Origin of the sequence: Variovorax paradoxus (assembly GCF_029919115.1) — a bacterium.
In the GTDB taxonomy this organism is placed as follows: Bacteria; Pseudomonadota; Gammaproteobacteria; order Burkholderiales; family Burkholderiaceae_C; genus Variovorax; species Variovorax paradoxus_O.
On sequence record NZ_CP123990.1, the window covers coordinates 3,425,909 to 3,437,561 of the forward strand.

General features: G+C 68.0%; 13 protein-coding genes. 6 read left to right on the forward strand and 7 right to left on the reverse strand.

Going from position 1 to position 11,653, the window contains the following annotated elements:
* Positions 1-96: 96 nt before the first annotated feature.
* The 6 genes from QHG62_RS16565 (at position 97) to QHG62_RS16590 (ending at position 4,835) form a co-directional block, all read left to right on the forward strand.
* The gene (locus tag QHG62_RS16565) at positions 97-468 is read left to right on the forward strand and encodes a DUF4148 domain-containing protein (protein ID WP_281146700.1); all 372 of its coding nucleotides are present in this window, start codon (positions 97-99) and stop codon (positions 466-468) included.
* Positions 469-510: 42 nt separating this feature from the next.
* On the forward strand, positions 511-978 hold the full coding sequence (locus tag QHG62_RS16570) for a Spy/CpxP family protein refolding chaperone (RefSeq protein ID WP_281146701.1): 468 nt from the start codon (positions 511-513) through the stop codon (positions 976-978).
* Entirely contained in the window at positions 971-1,465 is a 495-nt protein-coding gene (locus QHG62_RS16575) for a DUF4260 domain-containing protein (RefSeq protein ID WP_281146702.1), read from the forward strand. The genes QHG62_RS16570 and QHG62_RS16575 overlap by 8 nt, the downstream gene beginning before the upstream one ends.
* Before the next feature lie 115 nt (positions 1,466-1,580).
* Positions 1,581-2,297, forward strand: a complete 717-nt coding sequence (locus tag QHG62_RS16580; RefSeq protein WP_281151683.1) for a response regulator transcription factor — start codon at positions 1,581-1,583, stop codon at positions 2,295-2,297.
* A gap of 38 nt (positions 2,298-2,335) precedes the next feature.
* Positions 2,336-3,688 (forward strand): HAMP domain-containing sensor histidine kinase, encoded by a 1,353-nt coding sequence (locus QHG62_RS16585; protein WP_281146703.1) that lies wholly within the window; start codon positions 2,336-2,338, stop codon positions 3,686-3,688.
* A gap of 103 nt (positions 3,689-3,791) precedes the next feature.
* Positions 3,792-4,835 carry an NADP-dependent oxidoreductase gene (locus tag QHG62_RS16590; RefSeq protein WP_281146704.1) on the forward strand — a complete coding sequence of 348 codons (1,044 nt, stop codon included), beginning with the start codon at positions 3,792-3,794 and terminating at the stop codon, positions 4,833-4,835.
* A gap of 6 nt (positions 4,836-4,841) precedes the next feature.
* Here QHG62_RS16590 and QHG62_RS16595 read toward each other — a convergent pair whose 3' ends face one another.
* The 7 genes from QHG62_RS16595 to QHG62_RS16625 all read right to left on the reverse strand — a co-directional run bounded on the left by QHG62_RS16595 (position 4,842) and on the right by QHG62_RS16625 (position 11,643).
* A complete protein-coding gene (locus QHG62_RS16595) occupies positions 4,842-5,165 on the reverse strand; it encodes a hypothetical protein (protein ID WP_157616194.1) in 324 nt (107 codons plus the stop codon).
* A 73-nt stretch (positions 5,166-5,238) separates the two neighbouring features.
* The gene (locus tag QHG62_RS16600; protein WP_281146705.1) at positions 5,239-6,090 is read right to left on the reverse strand and encodes a DMT family transporter; all 852 of its coding nucleotides are present in this window, start codon (positions 6,088-6,090) and stop codon (positions 5,239-5,241) included.
* Between the two features lie 74 nt (positions 6,091-6,164).
* Entirely contained in the window at positions 6,165-6,881 is a 717-nt protein-coding gene (locus tag QHG62_RS16605) for an AraC family transcriptional regulator (RefSeq protein WP_281146706.1), read from the reverse strand.
* Positions 6,882-6,922: 41 nt separating this feature from the next.
* Positions 6,923-8,056, reverse strand: coding sequence for an SLC13 family permease (locus QHG62_RS16610; RefSeq protein WP_281146707.1), 1,134 nt, complete (start codon positions 8,054-8,056; stop codon positions 6,923-6,925).
* Positions 8,037-9,575: a class I adenylate-forming enzyme family protein gene (locus QHG62_RS16615; RefSeq protein WP_281146708.1), complete on the reverse strand. Its 1,539-nt coding sequence runs from the start codon at positions 9,573-9,575 to the stop codon at positions 8,037-8,039. The genes QHG62_RS16610 and QHG62_RS16615 overlap by 20 nt, the downstream gene beginning before the upstream one ends.
* Positions 9,572-10,684, reverse strand: a complete 1,113-nt coding sequence (locus QHG62_RS16620) for a DegT/DnrJ/EryC1/StrS family aminotransferase (RefSeq protein ID WP_281146709.1) — start codon at positions 10,682-10,684, stop codon at positions 9,572-9,574. Before QHG62_RS16620 ends, QHG62_RS16615 begins: the two co-directional genes overlap by 4 nt.
* 38 nt (positions 10,685-10,722) lie before the next feature.
* Entirely contained in the window at positions 10,723-11,643 is a 921-nt protein-coding gene (locus tag QHG62_RS16625) for a Gfo/Idh/MocA family protein (protein WP_281146710.1), read from the reverse strand.
* Positions 11,644-11,653 lie beyond the last annotated feature (10 nt).

Consider the following 11,653-nt stretch of genomic DNA (forward strand, 5'->3'; position numbering starts at 1 on the left):
AACATAACGAAACACGCCGAAACGGCGGTGAAAGGACTTGCTGCGCCGCGGCAAGCACCATCAGGTCTCCTCTTCCACAAACAGAAAGGCCTGATCATGAAAGCTCTCTCCCTCACCCAGATCGTCGCCGTCGGCTCGTTCGCTTTGCTCGCCGCGGCCGGCGCCAAGGCTGAAACCTACGAAGGCGTCCAGCCGCTCGCCTCGGCCAAGAGCCGCGCCGAAGTCAACGCCGAAGCCGTGCGCACGGCATCCGCCCCCGACCAGAACGTGGTGCGCGGCTCGCGCGGCGCCGAGACCATGGCCACGTCGAGGGACCGCGCCGGCGTTGTCTTCGAAGCGATGCGCACCGCCGCCGCACCCGACCAGAACGTGACCTCGGGCTCGCGTGTGAACAGCAAGGTCATCTCCACGATGCAGAACCCGGTCGATGCGCGTGCCGCAGCCGCCGGCAACAGCAACAAGCTTTAAGACTCACGCCCGCAGGAGACCCCTGGGGCTGCAAGGAACATCATGAAACACTGGATCAAACGCACTCTCTTCGGTTTTGCCGGCCTTGCGGTGGTGGCTGGCAGCATGGCCGGCTGCGCCGGCCATCGGCACGGATGGGGCGGCGGCGACAGCGCCGAGTTCCGCACCAAGATGGTCGAGCGTGTCGGCAGCAAGCTGGAACTCGATGCATCGCAAAAGCAGAAGCTCACCGTACTCGCCGAAAAACTGCAGGCGCAGCGCGAAGCCATGCGCGGCGCAGGCGGTGCGGGCGATCCGCGTTCGCAGTTCAAGGCGCTGTTCGCGGGCAACAAGCTCGACCAGGCCGGCGCCGCGCGGCTGGTCGACGAGAAGACCACGGCGGTGCGCAATGGCAGCCCCGAAATCATCGCCGCCGCCGCTGATTTCTTTGACAGCCTGAACGCCGCGCAGCAGCAGAAGGTGCGCGACTTCATGGACCGCGGCGGCCGCCGCTGGGGCCATCGTGGCTGAGCTTGACTCGCCCCCGGGCCTGGCGCACTTCGTGCCGCTTCGCCAACCCTCTTCGTGGGGGCGGCAGCTCTGGTCCGGCGAAGCCGCATCCACGGTCTCTCGCGAACAGGGCGTTGGCGGCGGTGTGCGTCTGCTGCTGCGCGCCGAAGGCGTCGTCGTGCTTGCAGCGGCGCTTGCAGCCTATGCGCAGTTCGGCGCGGGCTGGGGCGTGTTTACGGTGTGGCTGCTCGCGCCTGACCTTTCGATGCTCGGCTACCTTACGGGCCCGCGCGTGGGCGCGGCGCTCTACAACGCGGCGCATTCATACGCCGGCGCCGTTGCATTGCTGGTGCTCGGCGCGCTTGCCGCAATGCCATGGGCCGTGGCCGGTGGCCTGATCTGGTGCGTGCACATCGGGCTCGACCGCGCGCTCGGCTACGGGCTCAAGTACGGCTCGGGCTTCGGCGCCACGCACCTGGGCCGAATCGGGCCGGCCGACCCGTGGTGAGGGCCGGACGATGGCCCGCACTGCGGCTGGCAGCGAAAACCCGAACGCCAGCGGGGGTGCGATGCCCGCAGGCCTGATCGTCAGCCAGCTGTTTGCCAGGAGGCACAATCCCGTCATGCCGCGCATCCTGCTGATCGACGACGACGAACACCTCGCCGCGCCGCTGACCACCTACTTTGCACGCTTCGGCTGCACGCTCGAGAACGCCGTTCGTCCGAGCGAAGGGCTCGCCATGCTGCGTGCCGGCCAGTACGACGCGGCCATTCTCGACGTGATGCTGCCCGAGATGGACGGCTTTGCGCTGTGCCGCGAGATCCGCAAAGAGAGTGACATTCCCATCGTGATGCTCACCGCGCGCGGCGAGGTGATGGACCGCGTGGTCGGCCTGGAGCTCGGGGCCGACGACTATGTGCCCAAGCCCTTCGAGCCGCGCGAACTGGTGGCGCGCGTGCAGACCATCCTGCGGCGGCAGCGCAGCACGCCCGCCATGGCCAACGGGAACGGCAACGGCAATGTCAGCAGCACGCAGCACCGCGTGTTCGACGGCCTGTCGATCGACCTCGACCGCCGCCAGGTGCTTCGCCATGGCGAGCGTGTGGAGCTGACCGGCACCGAGTTCGAGCTGCTCGCACTGCTTGCGGCCGAACCCGGCAAGGTGTTCAGCCGCGACGACATCCTTAACCGTCTTCGCGGCCATGAAGCCGAGCTCTATACCCGCGCGGTCGACATCGTGGTGAGCCGCCTGCGCAAGAAGCTCGAGCCGCTGGACTGCATCAAGACGCTTCGCAACGCCGGCTATGCGCTGGCCGTCGCGCGCAGCGAGCCCGCATGAGGTCTCGCCGGAGAGGTTGGCGCAACGCGTGGCATGAAATGAGATGCCGCCGCGCGGAACTGCACAGGCAATGGCATGAGCAGTGGCACGAGAAGGTGCAGGGCAAGCGCCGCTGGCGCCGCTCGCTGCGCATCCGGCTCGTGATGATGTTCGTGTTGCTCGCGTTGGTGATGGCCGTGGTGTTCATGGGCGGCATGAAGAAGTCCTTCTCCACTGGCTGGGCCGAGGCCGCCAAGCCGATGCTGGTGGACTATGCCGACCGGCTTGTTGCCGAGATCGGCACGCCGCCCGACATTGCGCGCGCCCAGGCGCTGGTAGCCCGGCTGCCCATCACCATCCGAATCGTGGGACCCCAGGTCAATTGGGATTCGAACCCCGGCGGTGCCAACAGCCCCGGTGGCTGGATGCACGACCGCGACGAGGAGCCGTGGAACGACAAGTGGTTCATCCGCCCCACGGCCGACGGCCACCGCGTGATTTTCGGCTGGGCGCCCAAGCTCTGGAAGCTCGCGCCGCGCGCCGCAGGCTGGGCCACCCTGTGCGCGCTGCTGCTGCTCGTGGTGCTGGGCTATGCCTATGTGAGCCGGTTGCTGCGGCCGTTGATCGACATCCGCGAGGGCGCGCAGCGCTTCGGCCGCGGCGAGTTCACGCAGCCCATCCCCGTTCGCCGCAACGACGACCTTGGCGACCTTGCGGAGCGCATCAACACCATGGCCGACGACATCCAGGCCATGCTCGACGCCAAGCGCGGCCTGCTGCTCGCTCTGAGCCACGAACTGCGTTCACCGCTCACGCGCGCCCGGCTCAATGCCGAGCTGCTGCCGGCCACGCCCGAGGGAGCCGCCGAGCGCGAGGCGCTGCTGCGCGACCTGAACGAGATGCGCGACCTGATCAGCGACCTGCTCGAAAGCGAGCGCCTGGCAAGCCCGCACGTGGCATTGCAGCGCGAGCCGGTCGACCTGGCCTTGCTGGTGCGCGACATCGTGGCCGAAATGCCGGGCGCGCAGCACGTGCATCTCGACCTGGCCGAAGGCCTTCCGCCGCATGCCATCGACCGCATGCGCATTCGCCTGATGGTGCGCAACCTGCTGGACAACGCCTTGCGCTACAGCACCGGTGCGCCCCGGCCGCCATGCGTGTCGCTGCGCGCAGCGGTGGACGGCAAGGTGCAAGGCATCGAACTCGAGGTGCGGGACTACGGGCCCGGCGTCGACGAAGCGCAGGTCGAACGCCTGACCGAGCCCTTCTACCGCACCGACGGGGCGCGGGCCCGGGCCACGGGCGGCGTGGGTCTGGGCATGTACCTGTGCCGGCTGATTGCCGAGGCGCATGGCGGCACGTTGACCGTGCGCAATGCGCATCCGGGCCTGCAGATCTTGGTTCGGCTCTAGTTCGCCTGCGGCATTTTCGGGTGTCGCCTGCGCTACCAGGAGGCGCGAAGTGCGGCGCTACGATGCGCCTCCGTGCCAGCGCCCCGTCAATCCAGGAGACACCATGAGCAGCCCACTTACCAACCACCAGGTTCGCCTTGCCAAGCGCCCGGAAGGCGCGGCCACGCGCGAGAACTGGAAGTTCACCACCGAACCCGTCGGTGAGCCGGCCGAAGGCGGGGTGCTGGTCAAGACGCTGTCGCTGTCGCTCGACCCGGCCATGCGCGGCTGGCTCAACGATGCCAAGAGCTACATCGCACCCGTGGCCATCGACGAAGTGATGCGCGCCGGCGGCGTCGGCCGCGTGGTCGCCTCGAAGAACCCGCAGTTCGCGGTGGGAGAGGCGGTCTACGGCACGCTCGGCGTGCAGGAATACATCCTCATTCCCCAGGACCAGATCAAGCGCAACGGCCTCGTGAAGATCGACTTGAATGTCGGCACCATCACCCAGTGGCTCAACGTGCTCGGCATGCCGGGCATGACCGGCTATTTCGGCCTGATGGACGTGGGCCAGCCCAGGCCGGGCGAAACCGTGGTGGTTTCCGGCGCGGCCGGCGCCGTGGGGCAGACCGTGGGCCAGCTGGCCAAGATCAAGGGTTGCCGCGTGGTCGGTATTGCCGGCGGCGCCGCCAAGTGCGACTGGGTGGTGAAGGAGCTCGGTTTCGACGCCTGCATCGACTACAAGGCCGGCGCCGGCGCGGTGCGCGAGGGCCTCAAGACGCATTGCCCGACGGGCGTCGACATCTACTTCGACAACGTGGGCGGAGAAATCCTCGACGCGGTGCTGGCGCGGCTCGCGCGCAAGGCCCGCGTGATCATCTGCGGTGCCATCAGCCAGTACAACAACGCCAACAGCATGCCGGGCGCCGGCCCCAGGAACTACCTGAGCCTCCTGGTGAACCGCGCGCGCATGGAAGGCATTGTGGTGTTCGACTATGCCGACCGGTTCCACATCGCCATCGCCGAGATGGCCGGCTACCTGAAGGACGGCCGCATGAAGAGCAAGGAAGACATCGTGAAGGGGCTCGACACCTTCCCCGAGTCGCTCAACAAGCTGTTTGCCGGGGAGAACTTCGGCAAGCTGGTGCTGCAGGTGGCTGAAGACTGAGAGCGTTCAGGGCTCGCTGGGCCGCATCGGGATGTCGCCCATGGCCTCGTCCTCGCGCAGGCCGCGGGCGGCCTTCAGGGTTTCGATCGACAGGCCGTCGCCGTGGCCGGCAAAGCCCTTGGCAATGCCTTCGAGCACGGTCGACAGGCCGGTCTCGCCGTCTGCGCGGGCATCCATGCTGATGTTGAGCACGCGGGCCGCCATCTGCCGGTAGGTGATGGCGCCCGCACCCTGGAGCGCGGCCACCAGGTCGAGGTACAGCGCCAGGTTCAGGTCGAACACCAGCTTGGGGGTGATCTCGAAGTCTTCGTTATTGTTCTTGTTGTCCATGGGTTGGCTCCTTTTTTCCGGAGCTTCCACTCTAGCCATAAAAACGGCGCCAATCCGTCGGACACGAACGTATTCAGCGCGCGCGCGTGCCCATTACCGCAGCCGAAATGATCAGCCCCGCCGCAAGTGCAATGCTCCAGGTGAGCGGACGCCCGGTCACGGCCAGCAGCAGCGCGGTGGAGCCCAATGGCGTGATGTAGCTCAGGATGCCGATCTGCCGCGCATCCCCGCGCTTGAGCGCCATGTCCCAGACAAAGAATGCCGCGCCGAGCGGGCCCAGGCCGCACAGCGCGACCAGCAGCCAGTCTTTGGCGGAGAGCACGACCGAGGCCTCGAGTAGCGCGTGGCAGGCCAGCGACAGCACGCCCGAGACCAGGCCGAACAGGCCGATGGCCGAGGTGGGGAAGGCCGCCACGCGCTTCGTCCACAGCGAATAGCTGGCCCAGATGAAAGCCGAGCCCAGCGCCGGCAGAAAGCCCCAGTACTGCCCTGCGGTGCCCGAGGTGGAAGCGGCGCCTTCGCGAGCCCCGAGAATCGCGATTGCGGCGCCCGCGAAGCCCAGCAAGGCGGCCACCACATGCAACGGCCGCAGCGACATGCCTGGCAGCAGCACCGGCGCGAGCACCACCATGAAGAGCGGCCACAGGTAGTTCACCAGATTGGCCTCGACCGGCGGGGCGTGCCGCAATGCGATGAACAGCAGGAAGTGAAAGCCGAACAGGCCGTAGATGCCCAGCGCAAGCGTGCGCGGCGGCACGCGCCAGGCGCTGCGGTCGCGCAGCACCAGCGGCCAGCTCGGGATGCTGCCGATGATCAGCGCGAGGCCCGTCAGCAGGAACGGCGGCAGGTGCGAAAGCGCTGTGCCCAGCGAGGCGAGAGTGGCCCATAGTGCGATGGCGGCCAGGGCGAGGAGCGTTGGAGACATCGCTCCAAGCTTAAGCGGCGCCGTCGGCGCGCAGCGCCGGTGAATCGTCGCGCAGCGACGGTCTTCGGTGCGGCTCAGCGGCCGTCGAGCCTGCGCAATGCCGCCGTGAGCGCGGAAGGCGAACGGTAGCCCGTGCGGCGCGCCGTTTCGGCCACGCCCACGCCGGCCAGCCGCAGTTCGCGCGCATGCGCCAGCCGCAGCGTGCGCAGCCAGTTCATTGCGCTCATGCCTTGCTCGTCGCGGCATCGCTGCGCGAACTGGCTCGGGCTCAGGCATGCCATGCGTGCGAGATCGGCCACGCCCAGCGGCTCATGCCAGTGGGCACGGGCCCAGGCTGCGAGCGCGGTCCAGTCGATGGCGCGGCCTCGCCCGTGGGCCGGGGCTGCCGCTCCCCAGGCCTCGAGCAGCAGCGCCGGGCCGTGCTGCAGCGCGACGGAGGACGCCTGCGGATGCTGCGCGCATTGCGCGAGGTAGTTCGCCAGGGCATGCAGCCGCGATGCATCTGCCGGCAGGCGCCCTGCGCAGCGCGCCCACTGCGGCTGATGGGTATCGAGAACGAGGCACCGGCTGCCGCCGCGGGATTCGAAGTCGTGCCGGTCGCCCGGCACCACCACGTGCGCCTCGCCGGCGCCGACGCGCGCTCCGCGGCCTTCCACTTCGAGTTCGAGCACGCCCGCCAGGCCGACCAGCACCTGGAAGTGTTCGTGTGCGTGGCTGCCGCGCGATGGCCCGTAGTCGCGCAGCGAAAGGCCGTGCGGCTCCGGGGACGGGCAAGTTGCTGGTGTTTGCATGGACAAGCTCGCTCGAATTGTCGTTCCGAGCCCTGCGGCTGTCACCCCAGCCGAAGCAGCAGCGCCGAAGCCGCGCACACCAGCAGGAACGGAATGCTGATGCGGTGAAACTCCCGCAGGCCGTGCGGCACCCGGGCGAGCCGCAGCGCGATCAGGTTGGCCAGCGAACCCAGCACGCAGCCGAAGCCGCCCACGCTCACCCCGGCGGCGAGTGCCGGCAGATCGCGCACATGGCCGTCGAGCAGGATGGCAGCCGGCACGTTGCTGATGAGCTGCGACGCGGCAATGGCGGCAAGGTAGGCGCGCCATCCTTCGGTAATCGGCCAATGGTTCAGCAGGGCCACCACGGCGGGTAGCTCGGCCAGCTGGCGCAGGTCCACGAACATCAACGCGATGATTGCGAGCAGGGCCCAGTCGATGCCGCGCAGCACGCGCGGATAGGCCACCAGGAACGCGCCGAACACCACGCCCAGGCCCGCCAGCAGCCAGTGGCGGTCGAGCGCGACGACGAAGCCGACGAACAGCACGCCCGCCAATGCGAGAAGGCGCGGCTGCACCGGTGTGGCCTCGGCCTCGGGCTTGAGCGCAATGGGCGTGCGCGGCACCAGCAGCCACACGGCCACGAAGAGCCAGAACAGCATCACCGCCATCGTCGGCCCCATCATGGCCATGAAGGCGAAGAAGCTCTCGCCCGAGCGGTGCCAGAGATAGAGGTTCTGCGGATTGCCGATGGGCGTGAGCGCAGAGCCCGCATTCACCGCCAGCGCCTCGAGCACCACGAGCCGCGCAAGCGGCAGGTGCGCCTGGTTGGCGAGCACCCGCGTGAGCGGCACCAGCAGGAACAGGCTCACGTCGTTGGTCACCAGCGCCGAAAGAAAGGCCGCGCTCGCGGTCAGCAGCAGCGCAAGGCTGCGCTGGTTGTGAGTGCGCGCGAGCAGGCGCTGTGCGGCGGCCTGCAGCATGCCGCTTTTTTCCACACCCTGTGTAATGGCCAGCAGCCCCGCCAGTGCGCCCACGGTTTGCCAGTCGACCAGCCGCAGCCAGTCCATCGGCGCGCGCGGACGCACGAAGGCGAATGCCACCGCAACGGCGACCAGCACCCACAGCAGGCCGTTCCCGCCGCCGCCGTGTTCGTCCGACGGGTTCGGCCCGGCTTCAGCGGCCGACGAGGTCACGCAACTCGCGCTTGAGCACCTTGCCGATCGCGCTGCGCGGGAGCTCGTCGATGAAATGCAGGCGGGCCAGGCGCTGCGTCTTGCCGAGCTGCTCGTTGGTCCATTGCAGCAGTGCGGCTTCGGTGGTGCCGTCGCCCTCGCGTCGCACCACGAAGGCCACCGGCGTCTCGCCCCATTGCTCGGAAGGCACGCCCACCACGGCCACATCGGCCACCGCCGCATGGGCGCGCACCACGGTTTCGAGATCGCTGGGGTAGATGTTGAAGCCGCCGCTGATGATCATGTCCTTCTTGCGGTCGAACAGCGTCAGGAAGCCGTCGGCATCGAAGCGTCCCACGTCGCCGGTGCGGATGAAGCGCTTGCCGGTGGCGTCGAACCATTCGGCCTCACGTGTCTTGGCGGGCTGGCGGTGATAGCCGGTCATCATGCCGGCCGAATGCCCCACCACCTCGCCGGCCAGCTCGGTGTTGCCGCGCGGGATTTCATGGCCGTCTTCGTCGATCAGGCGGATATCGCTGCCTTCGGCCGGGCGGCCCACGGTATGAAGCTTGTCGGGGTTGAGGTGGGCCTCCAGGATGCAGGTGCCGCCGCCCTCGGTCATGCCGTAGAACTCGATCAGCCCGCCCGGCCAGCGCTTGAGCACGTCGGCCTTGAGCGCGGCATTGAAGGGCGCGCTGGTGCTGAACTTGAAGCGGAACGACGAGAGATCGTGCGCGTCGAAGCGCGGATGCGCCATCAGCCGCTGGTACTGCACCGGCACCAGCATGGTGTGCGTCACGCGGCGCTGTTCGGCCAGCTGCAGGTAGCCGAGCGCGTCGAACTTCGGCATCAGCACCACGCAGCCGCCGAAGGCGATGGTGGGGAAGAACACCACCAGCGTGGTGTTCGAATAAAGCGGTGTCGACAGCAGCGTGACGGTGTCCGGGCCGTACTCGTACTTGGCACCGCGCTGCACATGGGCCCAGCGCATGCCGTGGCCCTGAACGATGCCCTTGGGCTCGCCGGTGGTGCCCGAGGAATAGATGATGTTGAAGGGCCAGGACGGTTGCGTTTCGACGGGGGTGGGCCGTGTGCCCGCGGGAGCCAGCCAGCTCTCCAGGCTTTGCCCGGCGGCCGAGCCGTCGAGCGCCACGCGCGAAATGCCGCCTTCCCGCGCCGGGCCGATGACTTCAGCCGCTGCGGCGTCGGTGAAGAGAACGCGCGCATCGGCGTCCTCGATCATGCGGGCCAGGCTGGCCGGCGTGGAGCCGGGCGCGAGCGGCGCGACCGCAACGCCGGCGCGCAGGGCGCCGAGGAACACCGCTGCATAGTTCACCGACGACGCCGCGCAGACCGCAATGGCGTCGCCGGGCTTGAGTCCGGCCTGCTGAAGGCTGGCCGCGATGCGGTCCATCAGCGCGTCGAGCGCGCCGTAGTCCAGGCTCCGCTCGGAGTCGGCCAGCGCCGCGCGGCCAGGCGCCTGTGTGGCGTGCTCGTGAATCAACTCAGGGATGGTGCCGAAGTCCTGCATCGTGTTCATGTCTGACTCTGTGTATTTACGTTGCCGACTGCGTGTCGTACGGTGTGAGTGATGTATTCGATTTCCTCGTCGCCGAGCATCGGATAGAGCGGCAGAGCCAGCGCGCAGCGCGCCAGCCGCTCGCTGTGCGGCAATGGGCTCTCGCCTCGCCAGCGCTGCAGCGCCTCGTGAAGGTGCAGCGGCTGTTCATAGTAAACGCGGGTGGCAATTCCCTTTGTCGCCAGTTGGACCGCCAGCGCATTCCGCTCATGCGGGTCGTGCAGGACAACGACGAAATAGTTCCAGGCATGGCCCTCTGCGTCTCGCGGCAATTGCATTGCGCAGCCGGCCCATGCCTCCAAGTAGTGCGCGGCAATGGCCCGGCGCCGGGCAATGGCGCGAGGAAAATCGTCCAGCGCTACCTGCAGAAGGCACGCCTGCAGTTCGTCCATTCGGCTGTTCTGGCCCAGGCATGTATGAAGTCCGTCCTGGTACCCGTGATTGCGCAGCAGCCGGGCTTTCTCGGCATGGTGCGGGTGCTTGAATGCAAGGGCTCCTGCGTCGCCGGCAGCGCCCAGTGTCTTGGTCGGGTAGAAGCTCATCGCCGCTGCATCGCCCCAGGTGCCCGCAGGCTGCGAGAGGCCATCGGCGCCGCGAGCGTTGGCGCCCAGGCATTGGGCCACGTCCTCTATCAGCTGAAGCTGCTCGTCGCGGCAGTACGCGGCTAGTTCTGGCAGACCGGTGGGGTCGCCAAACAGTCCGACCGCAAGAATGGCACGCGTGCGCGGCGTTCGTGCATCGCGGAAATGCGCGAGCGGCACCAGAAAATCGTCGGGCGCGCTGTCTACGAACACTGGCCGTGCACCAGCGGCGATCACTGCCTCGGCGCAGGCGACGAATGTGTAGGAAGGAAGCAGGACTTCGTCTTCGGCATGTCCACCCGCCGCGCTGCCGATGCCCAGGCTCTTGAGGGCGAGCAACAGCGCGTCCGAACCCGAGCTGACCGCCACCACCTGGCGTTGTAGCAATAGTTCAGACAGCCTGGCCTCGAGCGTGCGGACCTGTGGACCGAGAACATAGGCGCCACTTCGCAATACCGCGGCACATGCCTCGGCCAGGCGTTCGGCCATGGGCTCGGCACAAGCCGCCGAACGGAACAGCGGAATCTTCATGCGTGCAGCACCTGGGACGCGCGCACTACGGCGGCCAGGCCATCAATGCCAGAGGCAATGCGTCCGCCACTGCCCTGAACGGCGCGGCGAAAATCCCGGTACTGGCGCGCCAGTGCATCGTCGTCGCCCTCCGTCGTACTGTCGGGCTTGCGCAAGTCCAGTACATGTTGCCGGCCGCTGCTGCACACCTGCAGCCGGGCGGCGGGAAGAATGCTGCCGTAGCCGCTTTCCAGCTCCGCGACCAGGCCGCCAAGGCGCACGCGGGCACGGACGCTGCGCGCGCCGATCTGCCGGCCGATCAAGTGCAACTGCGCATCGGCCGGAATGCCGCAGAGCCAGGCGAGCAGGTCCAGGTCGTGCACCATCAGGTCAAGCACACTGTCCACCGCGCTGGCCTCACGGCAGGAAAAACGGCGAAATCGCAAGAAGGGGTGGGTGCTGCCGCGGTGGAGGAGGGCAGCGCGGCGTATCCATGACAGCGAGGCTGCATCGAACGCGGCATTGAAGCGTTCGATGTGCCCTGTGCTCAGGACGACGCCGCACCGCTGCGCCGTTCGCAGCATCTGCGCTCCGTCCAGCCGGTCGATGCAGAGCGGCTTTTCGACCAGTACATGGCAACCGCGCCGCATGAGCGCCATTGCGACTTCCGCGTGCGTTCCGTCGTTTGTGGCTACCGTGGCCGACTCGATGCCGGGCGGCAAATCGTCGACGTTCGACAGCAGCGGCAGCGCAGCGAGATCGGCTGCGAGTCGGGCTGCAGGAGAGCGGTCCACCACGGCGCAAAGCTGGAAGCCCGGCAACCCGCCGAGCTTGCGCGCATGGGTGCTGCCGAAACGCCCCAGGCCGACGACCGCATGAGGCAGGTCGGCACCGACGAGCGCGGCCTCCGCGTCGGCTTCGCCGCCGCCGGAGATCACCTCTGCGCTG